This is a genomic window from Staphylococcus simiae, from assembly GCF_017357005.1.
Classification (GTDB): Bacteria; Bacillota; Bacilli; order Staphylococcales; family Staphylococcaceae; genus Staphylococcus; species Staphylococcus simiae_A.
The window spans coordinates 907,783-925,020 of sequence record NZ_CP071589.1 but is presented as its reverse complement, the minus strand read 5'-3'; the positions used below and the strand labels follow the sequence as shown (position 1 = coordinate 925,020).

Sequence of the window (17,238 nt, the reverse complement as noted above, 5' to 3'; positions counted from 1 at the left end):
TTAACCAATTTGTATCCGTTCTTTTGGATAATGATATTTATCTGGTTCACGTCTACCAGCAATCATAATAATAAACGAAATCAATCCAACACGTCCGATAAACATAAGTACCATTAATACTATTTTAGACACATCACTAATATCACTAGTAACACCTAGAGATAATCCACATGTTCCAAAAGCTGACATCACCTCAAAAAATACTTGTAGGAATGTTAATTTACCATTTTCAGTAGCAGAAATTATGATCATACTAACAAATGTCAAAATAGATGCCATTGTAAATACTGCAAATGAACGCTGAATATCCATGATATGTACTTCTCTGTTAAATACTTTAATAGAAGTTTTATCAGCATTATTACTAAAATTAATTAAAAATAATATAACAATAGCAAATGTTGTTGTTCTAATTCCACCACCCACAGAACTTGGTGATGAACCGATAAACATTAATAACCCCATAATAATATTTGTTGGATCACTTAATTGAGTGACATCTAAAGTTTGTAAACCTGCACTTCTCGTCGTAGCTGATTGAAATAAAGAATAAAATAGTGATTGGTGCCAACTTAGCCCTTTAAAAGCATGATTATGCTCAAATAATAGTATCGTTAACACACCTACAATGAATAGAAACAAATATGTAGATGTTGTAATTTTAGTAAATAACGAAAATCTAAAATTAGTTACTCTATTTTGAATATATGCTTTTAATTCAAGTAATACTGGAAAGCCTATTGAACCTAAGACGATTAAAAATATCACAATCGCTTGAACAAAATAATCATGAGCATACGGAATGAGTGATTTACCAGTAATATCTAAACCACCATTCGTTGTAGCAGATATCGATACAAATATGCCCTGCATTAATGCATATTTTAAGTCTGGTGTATCCCGATAAAAATAAAACGCTAATAATAATGCACCAACAAGTTCGATAACAAATATTGATTTAACAATATCAATAATTAGTTTGACAGTTCCGCTCATCGTATTTTTATTATTATCAAGCATGATTAATTGTCGTTCTCTAATACCAATGTGTTTGCCAAGTACTACCCAGAGCATGGTACCAATAGCCATGACTCCAATACCGCCAATATTTAATATAACTAATATAATAAGTTGACCAAATACGGAGTACGTGTCAACAATACTAACGGGCGATAAACCTGTCACGCTAATACCAGATACAGCGACAAACAATGTGTCTATCGGATTAACTTCAACACCAGGCTTATGAACATAAGGTAAATTCAATAGTAAAAATGCCACTACAATCGCTACCAAATAGTACATTACAATACCTTGTTGAGGACTCGATTTTTTTAAAAACTGGCTAAATATGGACACTACATTCACCTCAACATTATTTCAATTTTAGAGTGATTTCCTTTTCATTACCATCTCTATATATTTTTACAGTGAGTGGTTTCAAATTATACTTATGACTAAATAAAACTTGTTTAAAACGTAAATCATCTTCTATCAATTTTTCGTCTAATTCGACAATAACATCATCTTTTTTCAGTCCTGCTTTTTGAGCTAATGACTTAGAATCAACATCCTTAATTACAACACCATTATTAATACTTTGTGGTAATTTAATAGATTGTCGTTCATAAGACGATAAATCTGCGACATTAGTCATTGTAATACCTACGTCAGGGTATTTTATTTTACCTTTAGTTTCTAAATCATGTATGATTTTTTGAACCTCGTTCACAGGTAATGCAAATGACATACCTTCAACATTCGGCATATCTATTTTTAACGAAATAATACCAATTAATTTACCTTCTCTATTTACTACAGCTCCGCCTGAATTACCTGGGTTAACAGAAGCATCAATTTGGAATGCTTTCATTAGCATATCGTATTTGTTATCTTTATCAAAATCAATAGGTACGTTTCTATTTAATCCAGAAATAATGCCTTCAGTAACTGTACTTTTAAAATCAACACCAAGTGGATTTCCTACAACTATAATAGGTTCTCCTAAAACAATGTGATTAGAATCACCAAAAGTGATTTCTTTGGCAGTTGGATCTTTTGACGTTGCTTTAATAACTGCTAAGTCTGACCATTTATCTTTACCCAATACTTTGCCAATCACACTTTTACTATTAGCAAAAGTTATTTTTTGTTGATCTTTTTTACCAACAACATGCGCATTCGTCACTATATATACTGTGTCACCAGTTTTTTTATAAATAACACCTGAACCAATTTCATCTTCAGAAGCATTTTTATCTTTAGGAATAGAAGTGTCTTTGTCAGTATTATTTTCAACTGATACAACAGATTTAACAGTATTATTAGCATTCTTCATTGTTGTCGTATAAGAATCTTTACTTTGTTCACTATTATCCATACCTTTATCGTTGTCATTAACATGATTAAAAATGGCATTTAAAATTAAGATTAAGATGATAATACCAACTAAAATAACAATTTTAGGCCAATACATTTGCCAAAAACGTTTAATAATTTCACTATATTGCGACATATCTTTACTATCAGAGCCAAATTTTTTCGTTGATGTTTCTGTAGATTGTCTATCTTTTCTTTGTTGTGCTGTCGTTGTAGCTGTAGATTTCTTGGTATTCGTGTTATGTTGTTGCTTTGTTTGAGAATCCGAATCTAATTTCGCTATTGTTTCTTTACTTTGCTCGATAACCTTTTCATCTTTATCTTCATTTAATGGTTTATGATGTTGTTCTTCTTGCTTACGTGTTTTTTTTTCATCACTATTAAATTGTTGTGATTTAACAGTAGCATCTTTGGTCTGTACGACATCTGATATTTGAGCGTTTTTATGATTGTCATTATGTAATATATCTTCTTGGTTATCTCTTAATTCTTCGTCGTCAGTTTTGTCAAAATTGTCATGACGATCTTGTTGTGAATCCTGTTTACTAATTAATACTTTGTCTTGATCAAGTTGTTGTCGTTTTAATTGTTGTTCTTCAGGTAATGTCAGTGATTTATGACTATTAGTTTGATCTTGTTTATCTGATAACTTGTCATCATCACTATTACTTGTTGAATTATCCAATTGATCTGTGACATTTGAATTAGTTTGCTTTGTTAAAGAATCAGATGCAGATGGTTGATTGTCGTCAATTTGTTGATCAGTAGTTAGTTCGCCATCTGATTCATGAGCATCTTCTATGTTTGTCTTGTCACTATTGTCATAATGACGTAATGCATTAGGATGACTATCTTCATTTATATCATTTGTTTCATTAGGTGATTGTGTTTGTACATCTCTAAGTGATTGTGTTTCTTCATCTTCAGATGATGTAAGTTGTTCATCTTGATTACTAAGTTGTTTGTTGTCTTTTAACTCTTCTTCATCGAAAAATTTACGTTTCTTACGTCGATATTGGCTTTTTGGTATTACATGCTTTTGACCCTTATCCACTTATGTCCACTCCATTCAATTAAATCACTACTTATTATGCCATATTAACGTACTTATTGCTTAGAAATCTATGACTTTTCTATAAAATTTCACTATACAATACTTCGCACTAACATTTTCAACATCAATGCTTTAAATGACATAAAAAATAAGGAACCCTTGACCATAAGTCAAAAAAGTTCCTTACACAAAAATACAAGTTCTGTCTAAATATTATTTATTAGTCTTTTTGTTATTAACAACTGAAGCAAACCATCCAATGGCAACTAATAATAGTAATACTGACCAGAAAATAGATTGCCATAATACTGTATGTGGAAATGATTCAGGTAAAATTCTAATATCGGGATGTGCTAATACCATAATGACTAATTTAATACCTACCCATCCAACAATGGCAAAGGCTGCACCTTCTAAACCTGGATATTTATTTAATAATTCAACAAACCAAGTTGCAGCAAATCTCATTATGATAACACCTATCATACCACCTAAGAACATCACACTAAATTGACCAAGATCCATACCACCAAAATGAATACCTAATTTCGGTAGCGTAACAGCAATTGCTAATGCTGCCAACATAGAATCTATTGCAAAAGCGATATCAGCAAATTCAACTTTAATTACCGTACCCCAGAATGACTGGTTGCTCGCTTTAATTTCTACGCCCGACTCATCATAATGATGGTCATCCCCAATTTGATGCTCTTCACCACTTTTGGAATGATTAAAGAATTGATACAGATTTTTGATAGACATATAAATAAGATATATTGCTCCAGCGGCCTGTATAAACCAAAAATTTGCAATAATACTTATTAAAAATAGTGCGATAAATCTAAAGACAAATGCACCTAGTAAACCATAAAACAACGCTTTTTTTCGTTGTTCCGGAGGTAAATGTTTTACCATAACAGCCATAACAATCGCATTATCTGCTGCTAATAAACCTTCTAAAAATACTAAAACAACGAGCACCCATAAATAAGGCAGAATCAAACTTGGATCCATCTCTGTACAACTCCTTTTAATATATAACTTACCTATATTTTGTATAATGATATTGTTACATTGAATTGTTAAAGATACGGTCTTTATCAACATAGCTCAAAATACAAAACATAGATCTTTTTCAAATAAAAAGACCCATGCTAAAAATTTAGCAAAGGTCTCACTAAGCAATATGAGTTGCTCACTTTACCGGAAGTTCGACTCCGTAATGACGATAAAGTGTCGAATTATATCTACTGTATAATTCTTAAGTTACTCCCCTCTGACAACATGTCATAGGTAATTTATTTGTTACAATATAGTATACATAGTTCTCTTTATGAATACAATTTATTTTTCTTATAATATTACAATTTTTACTACTTATTGAATCTTATAATAGACTATATAATTTTACTTCAGGGAATTTCTCTTCAAACCATCTTGTTGCAAAATCATTTTCAAATAAGAATACTAATTGATCATATCTATCTTTCACTAATATTGATCTTGAAGTATTCATTTTATCACTTACCTCGTCTTCGTTTTCAATCCATCGGGCAATTTTACGACCGACTGGTTCCATTACAACATCTACGTTATATTCATTATTCATACGATGCTCAAAGACTTCAAATTGTAGTTGACCAACGGCACCTAAAATAATTTGATTCGTATGCAAGGTTTTATAGTACTGGATAGCACCTTCTTGAACTAATTGCTCTATACCTTTATGGAAATGTTTTTGTTTCATAACATTTTTAGGTGATACTTTCATAAAAATTTCAGGTGTAAATTGTGGTAAGTCTTGGAAACTATAATGTTGTTTACCTCCAACTATTGTATCTCCAATTTGATAATTACCTGTATCATATAATCCAATAATATCTCCAGCAACAGCATGATTAACTGTTTCTTTATCATCAGCCATAAATGAAGTTGAACGTGTAATTTTTTGTTTTTTATTAGTACGTTGCAATGTTACATCCATTCCACGTTCGAATGCACCACTGACAACTCTCATAAATGCGATTCTATCACGGTGTTTAGGATCCATATTGGCTTGAATTTTAAAGATGAATCCTGAGAAATCATCTTCATATGGACTCACTTCTATATCTTCCTTAGTTTGTCTAGCATGTGGCATAGGGGCAAAATCTACATAAGCATTCAAGAAATTTTGCACGCCGAAATTCGCTAACGCAGAACCAAAGAATACTGGAGTTAAATCACCATTTTGCAACGCTTCATCATCGAATGTTTCTCCAGCTTCTTCGACTAACATCATTTCTTCAATCGCTTGTTCAAATGCACTGTCATTAGCAATCGCATGTGTCTCTTGTAATTCGAAATCGTCGTTTAAGTGAAGTAGATTTTCTTCATCTCTAAATGGTTCGATTGTTTTAGTTTTTCTATCAATTATACCAAAGAAATTTTGACCCATACCAATCGGCCAATTCATAGGATATGTTTCGATATTTAATGTTTCTTCAATTTCATCCAATAATTCAAATGGTTCTTTACCAACTCGGTCTAATTTATTGATAAAAGTAAATATTGGGATACCACGCATTTTACAGACTTTAAATAATTTCAAAGTTTGAGGTTCAATCCCTTTAGCACAGTCAATAACCATTACTGCACTATCAACTGCCATTAATGTTCTATAAGTATCTTCTGAAAAGTCTTCATGTCCTGGTGTATCTAAAATGTTAATTTTATAATCATCATAATCAAATTGCATCACTGAAGATGTTACTGAAATCCCACGTTCTTGTTCTACTTTCATCCAGTCGCTTGTAGCAAATTTACCAGTTTTCTTACCTTTAACTGTACCTGCTTCACGTATGGCACCACTAAAATATAGTAATTTTTCTGTTAATGTTGTTTTCCCAGCATCTGGATGGGAAATAATTGCAAATGTCTTTCTAGACTCTACTTCTTGCTTTAAATTCATGAATCATGCTCCTTTTTATATGTGTCAATCCAATGCGTTAATTGTTGCGCGATAAGTTGTGCTTCATTTTCTTCTTTAAATACAAATAACTGCATTAATAATTCTTCATAGCAATCGTCTTTATTGGTTGTACGTGGTAGTTCTACAGACCAAAACCACTCTGGAATAGCTATTAATAACATTTGATTAGCTAGTATTTCAATATAAACATTTATCTTTAGATTATTATCAACCAACTGTTTAATGATCAATTGGCCCACCACCAAATTTTTTATATGCCGCTTCTAAACCTATTAAGTCATCTCGATGTGGTACTTTAACATGACCTGGCATGATTTGATATGGTTCACGACCCTTTGAAGCTAAGACTACTGTATCACCTGGTTCTGCAACGTCTATAGCATGTTTAATACCTGCTGCACGATCATCAAACTCAATGTAATTGTCATGTGTTGCACCTTTAGCTAACTCTGCTGTTAACATTTTCGGGTCGTCATTAGCAGGATTATCTGGTGTAAAGATGACATAATCAGCTCTACATGCGACACTACCCATTTCTGGTGTCTTCGTTAAATCACGTTCTCCAGCCATACCAACTAAAAAGATTAATTTTTGTTTAACGAATGGTTTAACAGCATCAATCAATTTATTCATACCATCGGCAGTATGAGCATAATCAATAATCAAATCTATCGGTAATGATGGATCTAATACTTCTAATCTACCCTCTACAGGTTCAAGATGTTCAACTGCTTTAATAATATCTTCAAATGATACGCCTTTACTCCATACTGCAATCATTGCTGCCATAATATTAGAAATATTAAATTTACCTACATATGGAGATTTTACTGCGTAACTACCAAATGGTGTTTCAAAATCAAAAGTTACGCCTTGCAACGACTCATGTATATTTGTAGCCATGAATTGCGCATCATTATCAATACCGTAAGTAAATACCTCATAAGGTGTGACAGTCGTTAAATAATGTGAAAAGTCATCATCATTATTGACAATAGCATATTTTTCTTTCGCTAAATCTTCACCTAGTTGACTAAATAATAATGATTTAGCATGTCCATATGCTTCCATTGTGCCATGAAAATCTAAATGATCCTGCGTTAAATTTGAGAAAATAGCAACATCAAATTCAACACCTCTTAAACGTCCTAGTACTAAACCATGACTTGATACTTCTAACGTCATAGATTCAGCACCAGCATCAACTGCTTCTTTAATTTTCTTAGTTAATGACACCGTTTCTGGTGTTGTATTGGCACCTTTTGTTTTAGTTTCATTAATTTGGAAACCATTTGTACCCAAATAAGCACTATTTTTATTTAATTTTCTATTAATCAAATGAATCATTGTTGCAATCGATGTTTTACCATTTGTCCCAGTAACACCATAAGTTATAAGTTGATGACTTGGATAATTAAATAATGTATGTGCTAATATACTCGCAACTCTTAAGGTATCTGGCACGATAACTTGTGTAACATCTCCAGTCAATAGTTGTTCTTTATTGACTACAATAACATTACATCCTTGATTTACTACATTTTGACAAAATTTATGACTATCAACTGTATACCCTACTGAAGCTACAAAAATACTACCTGCTTTAGCAGTACGTGAGTCAGTAGTGATATCTTCAATTTCTCTATTTAAAGTACCTATAACACGTTTTACTTTAATTTTTTCAAACAACGTATTCGCATTCAAACTGAACCGCTCCTTTTTTTACAATAGTTCTATTATACACGTTTTAACTGTGTTTATAAATTTATAATTATTTTTAATAAGCTATGATTAACTATGATAATGATTGTCTATTTCCAATTTAATTCGTATTTCTTCATATAATATATTTTTTAATCTGAGTTATAACTTAATTATTATAACTAACAGTAACTAAAAATTATGCTATAATTAACTACTGTATATTTTTTGAATAATAAATTTCTTTAACATAACTATTATGTTGATTTCTATTAACATTAGTTAAAATTGTTATTATTTTATTTTATCTACAATTGTTGATTCCAATACAATTCGTCATACTACCTTGCTGAGTCTGACTAGAATGATAAGTTTTTGGTTTAATAATACTTAATAATTCAACAGTCAATGTTGGGAGTGGAACAGACTAGGTTTTTAAAGCGTTGATTTATCAACATTTTAAAAATCAGACAGTTACTGCCAAACACTTAAAATATAGTGAAAATTGCTTTTTGTCCCAGGTTCACTACTTTTTGACTCAACCTCAACTTCATCATTAAATTAGCTTTATTTCTTTTATAATAATGAAAAATAAGTTACACTTAAACTAAATTTTTAGATTAACGGAGGGTGGCTATTAATGGTTACTCAAAATAAAAAGATATTGATTATTACTGGGTCTTTCGGTAACGGTCATATGCAAGTTACTCAAAGTATCGTTAACCAATTAAATGATATGAATTTAGATCATTTAAGCGTTATTGAACACGACCTTTTTATGGAGGCGCATCCTATTTTAACTTCCATTTGTAAAAAGTGGTATATCAATAGCTTTAAATACTTTAGAAATATGTATAAAGGGTTTTATTACAGCCGCCCAGATAAGTTAGATAAATGCTTCTATAAATATTATGGATTAAATAAATTAATCAATTTGTTAATTAAAGAAAAACCTGACTTAATTTTAATGACATTTCCTACTCCAGTAATGTCAGTGTTAACTGAACAATTTAATATTAATATTCCAATCGCAACAGTCTTAACAGATTATCGTTTACATAAAAACTGGGTAACACCACATTCTGAACGTTATTATGTAGCTACTGAAGAGACTAAACAAGATTTTATTGAAGTTGGTATACCCGCTGACAATGTTAAAGTAACTGGAATTCCAATTGCCAATAAATTTGAAGAACATATTAATCGTAATCAATGGCTTGAAAACCATAATTTAGACCCTAATAAACATATTATTTTAATGTCTGCAGGTGCGTTCGGCGTTTCTAGTGGCTTTAATACAATGATAACTGATATATTATCACAAAGTCCAAATACGCAAGTAGTGATGATATGCGGTAATAGTAAAGATTTAAAACGTTCACTACAACAGCAGTTTAAATCTAATTCAAATGTCTTAATTTTAGGATACACTAAACATATGAATGAATGGATGGCTTCAAGTCAATTAATGATTACTAAGCCCGGTGGTATTACAATATCTGAAGGCTTATCTCGACATATTCCTATGATCTTTTTAAATCCTGCTCCAGGACAAGAATTAGAAAATGCTTTATTTTTTGAACAACAAGGGTTTGGTAAAATTGCGAATACACCTGAAGATGCAGTTAATATAGTAGCTGAATTAACAACCAACGAAGATCAATTATTAGCCATGACTGATCAAATGAAGAACAACAATATAAACCACTCAACTGAAAAAATATGTAGAGACTTATTAAATATGTTAGGTCATTCTTCACAACCACAAGATATTTATGGAAAGGTTCCTTTATATGCAAGATTCTTTGTCAAGTAATTACGCTAACAAAAGAAACTTTGTTTTAATGTTGGTCATTCTCTTTTTAATGGAATTTGCTAGAGGTATGTATATACTAAGTTATATTAATTATTTGCCAACAGTAACATCGATTGCTGTTGCCATTACCTCTTTAGCTTTTTCAATACATTTCATTGCGGATGCCACTACTAATTTCGTTATAGGTTTCTTACTTAAAAAATTTGGTGCTCGTACTGTTTTAACTTCTGGGTTTATCTTAGCTTTTTTAAGTTTATTTTTAGTTATTTGGTTTCCAGCATCACCAGTTGTTATTATTCTAAGTGCAATTATGCTAGGTATTGCAGTTAGTCCTATTTGGGTTATCATGTTATCAAGTGTTGAGGAAGATAAACGTGGTAAACAAATGGGCTATGTTTATTTTGCATGGTTACTTGGGCTTTTAGTTGGTTGGGTTGTGATGAACTTTTTAGTTAAACTGCATCCAACTAAATTTACATTTATGATGTCTTTAGTCGTGTTAATAGCTTGGGTATTATATTATTTTGTTAATGTAACATTGACTAACTATAATACACGACCTGTAAAAGAACAATTAGGTCAAATTGTTGACGTTACAAAAAGACATTTATTGTTATTTCCAGGTATTTTATTACAAGGTGCCGCAATCTCTGCCTTAGTACCTATCTTACCTACTTATGCAACAAAAGTTGTCAAAGTAAGCACTATTGAATACACAGTTGCCATCATTATAGGTGGTTTAGGTTGTGCGTTCTCGATGTTATTTTTATCAAAATTAATTGACCATAGAAGTCGAAATTTTATGTATGGTGTTATTTTAACTGGCTTTCTCTTATATATGATTTTAATATTTATCTTATCTATGATATTTAACATTTATATAGTTTGGATTATAGCCTTAGCAATCGGTTTAATGTACGGGATATTACTTCCTGCTTGGAATACCTTTATGGCATGCTTTATTAAAAGCGATGAACAAGAAGAGACTTGGGGAGTTTTTAATAGTATTCAAGGTTTCGGTTCAATGATTGGACCATTATTCGGAGGATTAATTACTCAATTTACGAATAATTTAAATAATACATTTTACTTTTCATCATTAGTCTTCCTAGTATTAGCTATATTTTACGGTACGTATTTTATTAGCCATAGACAAAGAAAACATTAAATATTTTACAAGGTATTGTTTAGATATAGAATATAACAACATATACGATTTTAAAGTAAGTTAATTGTATCAAGTAATAGCTTTCATAAAACAAAAAGTGAGTATTTATCTATTTGTCTAATAAATAGGTATATACTCACTTTTTATATACTAAAAATCTATGGGTAGGCGAATTCACCTTTTACCCATTATTTTTATAATCATGCTAATTTAAATGTTTCTAATTCTTTCCATTTGTCTTCTTCTTCATCAAATCTTAATAATGTTAAATCTTCTATAACTTCTTCATGGTCTACCCCTGCAAGAGCAACTTGTCCAAAAATATCTTCAAATTCTTGACTTGAAAGTCCTTGTGCAATTGTAAAATGTGGCACAAAAACATGCTCTGCTTCACCATAGAAATCACTATCATTAAAACGATCAAACAATGTTTCTAGTTCATCTGTCTTAGCAACTTTAAAATAAATAACATTATTCGTTGGCTTAAAACTAGATGCTTTTGTTGCATGTACATTAACAGCTGGAACACCTTTGATTCTAGCTCTAACTTGACTAACCACTGAATCTAAATCTTGATCGTCAATTTCAAACGGAGCTTTAATTGTGATATGTGGTTTAATACGTGCATATTGCTTATCATAACGTTTACGATATGAATCTACCGTTTCTTGAAATGACTTTGATGGAATTAATGCTAACCCTAAAATCATCTAAATTCCTCCTTTGTTTAACCTAATGTTATTATATCAAAATTTTATGAAAACCGTTACTTTAAAATTAACAATTACATATTTTTTACAAAATAGACAATTTTTTAATTAAATAACTTTTTAATATCATACTTATAACGATCTTTTATTACTGTGTTTTAATCATGGCTTAATTATTAATCTTGGATTTTCTCATGTAAAAAATAAGTTAAAATTTGTGGTAATAACGGTTTCCATGATTTCCACTGATGACCACCGTCAAATTCTTCATAATGATAAGTCATATTATATTGTGATAATAAGTGATATAATTCACGATTAGGTGTTAAAAAATTAGCGCGTTTACCATTAGTTGGTAGTTCAAAATCCTCTTCATCAAGTCCAACAGCATGCCAAATTGTTAATTGATCAATATTGTTACATGTTTCAATCTTTTCTTTTACAGTTTCATCATATTGTGGGCTTAACATTGCAACTTGACTAAAAATCGTAGGATATGTAAGTGCTGTTAATAATGCGATACTCCCTGCTAAGCTATCTCCCATTAATAATCTAGCATTACCAACTTTATATGTTGAAAATTGTGATTCTATAAATGGCAAAATTTCTTGCCCAACAGCTTTAATTGTTAAGTGAGATCTTGAACCTTGTGGATGAAACTCTTCACGTCTTTTATCAACGTCTTCATAATGAAATCCTACAATAATAGCATTCTCTATGTGTTCTTGCTCAGATAAAGATTCTAATGACCGTTGAATACGACCAAATCTTAAGAAGTCTAAACCATCAAAACATAAAATAACTCTATATTTAAATAAATGACTATATTGTTCAGGTAAATAGATACTCAATGTTACTTCTCTATTTAAAATTTCACTAAAATAAACATGTTTATTTATCTTACCATTTTTATATTCTGACATAACAAAGTGCCCCCTAGTAGTTGTATTATTATTGTACCAAGAGACACTCTATTTTTAAAATTGTATTAACTTATTACAAATATAACCTACGATTTGGAATGTTGTTTTACTTTTTCCCTGTTCAATCTTTGAGGATATGTCTTTAACCAAAATACTGCATTTGGTAGTTTGTTAGCATCTGGTTTATAAATTGCATGATAACCATTTCCTAATTTCTTACGCTGTATTTCATAATCTTTAAGTGCATTTACTGCAGGCTTATGTAGTATCCAAATAGCAATAATATTTAACCAAGCCATTAACCCAACCCCAAGGTCACCAAGTGCCCATGCTACATCGGCAGTTTTAATAGCACCATAAAAGGTTGCAAATAATAAAATAATTCGCGCAATATTAATATATATATTAGATATGTGATTATTATAATGACGCGTTAAATAAGCAACATTTGTTTCAGTTATGTAATAATAAGATAAGATTGTAGTGAAGGCAAAAAAGAATAAAGCAAAAGCAACAAAATAAGAACCCACTCCTGAAAATGATGGATCAAAATGGTAGTGATCTCCTTGGAAAGCCTTATCTATACCAGCTTGAACATACATAGCTGTTCCTGAATAATCTTTACCCGTATCAGAGTCTACAAAAATACCACCATCTTTGATTAAATGTGGTGTACCATTTGCATTCATCGTTCCATCAGTAACATTGTAAGTACCAGAAATTAATATAATTAATGCAGTAGCTGTACAAACAAATAAAGTGTCAATATATACAGAAAATGCTTGAACTAAACCTTGTTTACTTGGATGTGACACTTCAGCAGCAGAAGCTGCATGAGGTCCAGTACCTTGTCCAGCTTCATTAGAATATAACCCTCTTTTAACTCCAATTTCAATCATTGCACCAACAATACCACCAAAAGCTGATTGTATACCAAATGCTGACTTGAATATAACAGCAAATAAAGCTGGTATTGCTTGTAAATTAAGACAAATAATCACTACTGCCATCAATATGTATATAATTGCCATAAACGGTACAACAGCCGTTGCAACGTTAGCAATACTGCGTAGCCCACCAAAAATAATCAAACCTAAGACTATCACTACGGCAATTCCCATTAACCATTGAGGAATTTGAATGGCATTATGCATTGAACTTGCAATAGCATTAGATTGAACACCTGGTAATAACAATCCTACTGAAATAATAGTAACAATGGCAAATAAAGCACCATAAATTTTACCAAACTTTCCACCTATACCATATTCAATATAATAAGCAGGCCCACCTCGATATTCATTATTTTCAACACGTTTAAAAATTTGGCCTAATGTTGATTCAATAAAAGCACTACTTGCTCCTAAAAATGCACTTATCCACATCCAAAAGACTGCTCCAGGACCACCAATAAATATAGCCGTTGATACACCTACAATATTACCTGTCCCCACTCTCCCAGCTAATGACATTGCAATAGCTTGAAAACTGGATACACCATTTGGAGAACGCTCTCCCTGAAACATGAGTCTTATCATTTCTTTAAAGTACCTGACTTGAAAAAATCTCATACGCAAAGTAAAAAACAAACCTGTCAATAATAAGCCATATACCAAAGGTTTACTCCAAACAATATCATTTAAGAAACCTACTAATCTTTCTATCATATGACTCCCCCTTTTTAATTTAATTTAAAATATTATACGATGTATATTTACACACTTCAACACATTTTTCAGAATATTCTATTAAATTATTGTAATAAATTATCAATGTAGCAATCTATTTTTCGTCTAACTAATATAATTCTTTTTTACATGTATATTTTGAGATATACTTATAGATAACTGTATTTTAAATTTTAGGAGGAGCGTCATTTATGTTGAACAAAGTTTGGTTCCGGACTGGCATAGCATTAATTATGTTGTTCATAATCATCAAACTATTTATGGAAGTGCATGAAGTATTTGAACCAATCGCCACAATTATCGGCTCTGTATTTCTTCCATTTTTAATTAGTGGTTTTCTATTTTATATTTGCTTACCTTTTCAACAGCTACTAGAAAAAGTAGGTTTCCCTCGTTGGGCAAGTATTACGACAATTATGCTAGCGTTATTTGCAATTATTGGTATTATTATCGCTTTTATCGCACCAATTATTGTATCAAATATTAATAATTTAATTAGTCAAACACCAGCATTACAAAAAGAAGCAGAACAGATTATCAATTTTGCTTTAGCTCAAATGGATAAATTACCTAGCGATGTAACAAGTAGAATCACTAATATGGTTAATTCTATTGGAGATGGAGTTACAAATATATTATCTAATTCATTACAATATATAACTTCATTAGTTTCTACTATCTTCTTATTAATCATGGTGCCGTTCTTTTTAATTTATATGTTAAAAGATCATGAAAAATTTATTCCAGCAATTGCCAAATTTTTCAAAGGTGAACGTAAAGTATTTTTTGTTGATATGTTAACTGATGTTAACTTCACTTTAAAATCATACATTCAAGGCCAAGTTACTGTCAGTGTTATTTTAGGCATTTTCTTATACTTAGGTTATTCAATTATTCACTTACCTTATATTCCACTACTTGTACTATTTGCAGGTGTGGCAAACTTAATTCCATTTTTAGGTTCTTGGTTATCCTTTGCACCCGCTGCAATTTTAGGTATTATTGATAGCCCTACTACTTTTATTTGGGTATGTGTCATTACTTTAATTGCACATCAACTTGAAGGTAATGTCATTACACCTAATGTTATGGGTAAATCTTTAAATATCCATCCCCTTACAATTATCGTTGTTATATTAGCAGCTGGTGATTTAGGTGGCTTTACATTAATTCTAATTGCTGTACCATTATATGCTGTTCTTAAAACAGTTGTCAGTAATATCTTTAAATACCGACAACGTATTATTGATAAAGCTAATAGTGATGTTAAAGACTAATAATCAAAAAAGAGTTGAAGCACTGATGCTTCAACTCTTTTAACGTTCATTACAAAATAAAACGAGATTAAACACAATTGTGCAATCTCGTTTTATTTTTTTATTATTTTATAGCGTGGAAACCACTGTCTACATGTATATTTTCACCAGTAACACCACTTGATAAATCACTTAATAAGTATGCTGCTGTCTTACCAACTTCTTCTTGATCAACATTACGTTTTAATGGTGCTCGTTCTTCGATTTCTTTTAAAATTGTGTTAAATCCTCCAACACCTTTAGCACTAAGCGTACGAATAGGACCAGCTGAAATAGCATTTACTCTAATATTATCAGGTCCTAAATCTAATGCTAAATATTTCACATTAGCTTCTAAACTAGCTTTAGCAACGCCCATGACGTTATAATTTTGAACTGCAAATTCTCCGCCTAAGTAAGTAGTTGCAACAATGGTACCACCTTCAGGCATCAATTTTTTAGCTTCATGTGCCACGATAGTTAAAGAATATGAACTAATATCTTGTGCTAACAAGAAACCTTCACGAGATGTTTCAGAAAAACGTCCGCGTAAATCTTCCATATTAGCAAAAGCGATTGAATGGTATACACCATCAATATTTCCAACTTCTTGACCGATTTTAGCAAAGCCATTAATCACTTCTTCGTCACTTTGAACGTCAATTTGGTATAAACGTTGTTCACTTTGATTAAGTTGTTCTAATAATTTCTCTAATTCTTTACGGCTACGTTCTTTGCGATATGTAAATACTAATTTGGCACCTAAAGTATCTAATACTTTAGCAACACCAAAACCAATACTACGTTTGTTTGCAATACCCATAATAACAAATGTTTTGTTTTCAAGATTTAACATATTTATAACTCCTTATAATCTTTAAGTATTTATGAATTTGTAGTTAATCCATTTTAGTTCTTACTTTTGTCGTCATTATATTTTAACATTAAAAATCGATTTTAATAAAGTTATTTTACCTATATATTATAGTAAACTAATAACATTCAATTAACATAAAGCATTTAGACTTTCACAAACAATAAAAAGAGCCCTATGACTAGGACTCCTTTACAGTACTTGTACTATTTAGGTTCTCCATTTTTTAGGACTGATAAATAAAAAATGAATAATTTAAAACGAAAATTAATTTGAAGCCGAGACTCCTGAGGTAGGGACCCAACATAGAGAAACTGTGAAACAGTTTCTACAAGCAATGCAAGTTGGGCAACAGTGCTAGTCGAAGACCGGGGCCCCAACACAAATAAACTGATTAATCAGTTTATACAAACAGTGCAAGTTGGGGTAGGCTGAGACAGCACCCTAGGAAGGGACCCAACACAGAAAAACTGGTTATCTGAAATAGGTTTACAGTTTATTAATTCATAATAAACTGCATAAGATTTTCTAGCTATCAAGATAGCAGAAACTCTAACATGCAATGCAGGGACCCGTCATAGAAAAATTTTAAAAATAAAATTTTTACTATAATGTGCAAGCTGGGGTGTGAGGCTTAAAAAAATAATTATGTATCAGTC

13 protein-coding genes and 1 riboswitch are annotated in these 17,238 nt (G+C 31.0%); of the genes, 3 read left to right on the top strand and 10 right to left on the bottom strand.

Annotated features, from left to right (window positions below):
* The 6 genes from J3R86_RS04185 to J3R86_RS04160 form a co-directional block, all read right to left on the bottom strand.
* The gene (locus J3R86_RS04185; protein ID WP_207518184.1) at positions 1-1,359 is read right to left on the bottom strand and encodes a TrkH family potassium uptake protein; all 1,359 of its coding nucleotides are present in this window, start codon (positions 1,357-1,359) and stop codon (positions 1-3) included.
* A gap of 16 nt (positions 1,360-1,375) precedes the next feature.
* The gene (locus J3R86_RS04180) at positions 1,376-3,433 is read right to left on the bottom strand and encodes a S1C family serine protease (protein WP_207518183.1); all 2,058 of its coding nucleotides are present in this window, start codon (positions 3,431-3,433) and stop codon (positions 1,376-1,378) included.
* Positions 3,434-3,646: 213 nt separating this feature from the next.
* Positions 3,647-4,447: a TerC family protein gene (locus J3R86_RS04175; RefSeq protein WP_207518182.1), complete on the bottom strand. Its 801-nt coding sequence runs from the start codon at positions 4,445-4,447 to the stop codon at positions 3,647-3,649.
* A 165-nt stretch (positions 4,448-4,612) separates the two neighbouring features.
* Positions 4,613-4,720: riboswitch (yybP-ykoY riboswitch) on the bottom strand.
* 100 nt (positions 4,721-4,820) lie between these two features.
* Positions 4,821-6,383, bottom strand: a complete 1,563-nt coding sequence (locus J3R86_RS04170) for a peptide chain release factor 3 (protein WP_207518181.1) — start codon at positions 6,381-6,383, stop codon at positions 4,821-4,823.
* Entirely contained in the window at positions 6,380-6,634 is a 255-nt protein-coding gene (locus J3R86_RS04165; protein ID WP_207518180.1) for a YueH family protein, read from the bottom strand. The genes J3R86_RS04170 and J3R86_RS04165 overlap by 4 nt, the downstream gene beginning before the upstream one ends.
* The gene (locus J3R86_RS04160; protein ID WP_207518179.1) at positions 6,624-8,108 is read right to left on the bottom strand and encodes a UDP-N-acetylmuramoyl-L-alanyl-D-glutamate--L-lysine ligase; all 1,485 of its coding nucleotides are present in this window, start codon (positions 8,106-8,108) and stop codon (positions 6,624-6,626) included. Before J3R86_RS04160 ends, J3R86_RS04165 begins: the two co-directional genes overlap by 11 nt.
* Positions 8,109-8,745: 637 nt before the next feature.
* On the opposite strand from J3R86_RS04160, the gene J3R86_RS04155 reads away from it, so the two are divergent.
* Both J3R86_RS04155 and ltaA read left to right on the top strand, forming a co-directional pair.
* Positions 8,746-9,921 (top strand): diglucosyl diacylglycerol synthase, encoded by a 1,176-nt coding sequence (locus tag J3R86_RS04155; RefSeq protein ID WP_207518178.1) that lies wholly within the window; start codon positions 8,746-8,748, stop codon positions 9,919-9,921.
* Positions 9,899-11,089, top strand: coding sequence for a lipoteichoic acid biosynthesis MFS flippase LtaA (gene ltaA / locus J3R86_RS04150; protein WP_207518177.1), 1,191 nt, complete (start codon positions 9,899-9,901; stop codon positions 11,087-11,089). Before J3R86_RS04155 ends, ltaA begins: the two co-directional genes overlap by 23 nt.
* A gap of 200 nt (positions 11,090-11,289) precedes the next feature.
* Here the strand turns inward: ltaA and J3R86_RS04145 are convergent, their stop codons facing one another.
* From J3R86_RS04145 to J3R86_RS04135, 3 genes are all read right to left on the bottom strand, one after another.
* Positions 11,290-11,799, bottom strand: a complete 510-nt coding sequence (locus J3R86_RS04145) for a YjcG family protein (RefSeq protein WP_207518176.1) — start codon at positions 11,797-11,799, stop codon at positions 11,290-11,292.
* A gap of 176 nt (positions 11,800-11,975) precedes the next feature.
* The gene (locus J3R86_RS04140) at positions 11,976-12,722 is read right to left on the bottom strand and encodes an esterase family protein (protein ID WP_207518175.1); all 747 of its coding nucleotides are present in this window, start codon (positions 12,720-12,722) and stop codon (positions 11,976-11,978) included.
* 86 nt (positions 12,723-12,808) lie between these two features.
* Entirely contained in the window at positions 12,809-14,389 is a 1,581-nt protein-coding gene (locus J3R86_RS04135; protein ID WP_207518174.1) for an alanine/glycine:cation symporter family protein, read from the bottom strand.
* A 212-nt stretch (positions 14,390-14,601) separates the two neighbouring features.
* On the opposite strand from J3R86_RS04135, the gene cozEa reads away from it, so the two are divergent.
* Positions 14,602-15,687: a lipoteichoic acid biosynthesis protein CozEa gene (cozEa, locus tag J3R86_RS04130; protein WP_207518173.1), complete on the top strand. Its 1,086-nt coding sequence runs from the start codon at positions 14,602-14,604 to the stop codon at positions 15,685-15,687.
* A gap of 103 nt (positions 15,688-15,790) precedes the next feature.
* Here cozEa and fabI read toward each other — a convergent pair whose 3' ends face one another.
* The gene (fabI, locus tag J3R86_RS04125) at positions 15,791-16,561 is read right to left on the bottom strand and encodes an enoyl-ACP reductase FabI (protein ID WP_207518172.1); all 771 of its coding nucleotides are present in this window, start codon (positions 16,559-16,561) and stop codon (positions 15,791-15,793) included.
* Between the last annotated feature and the right edge of the window lie 677 nt (positions 16,562-17,238).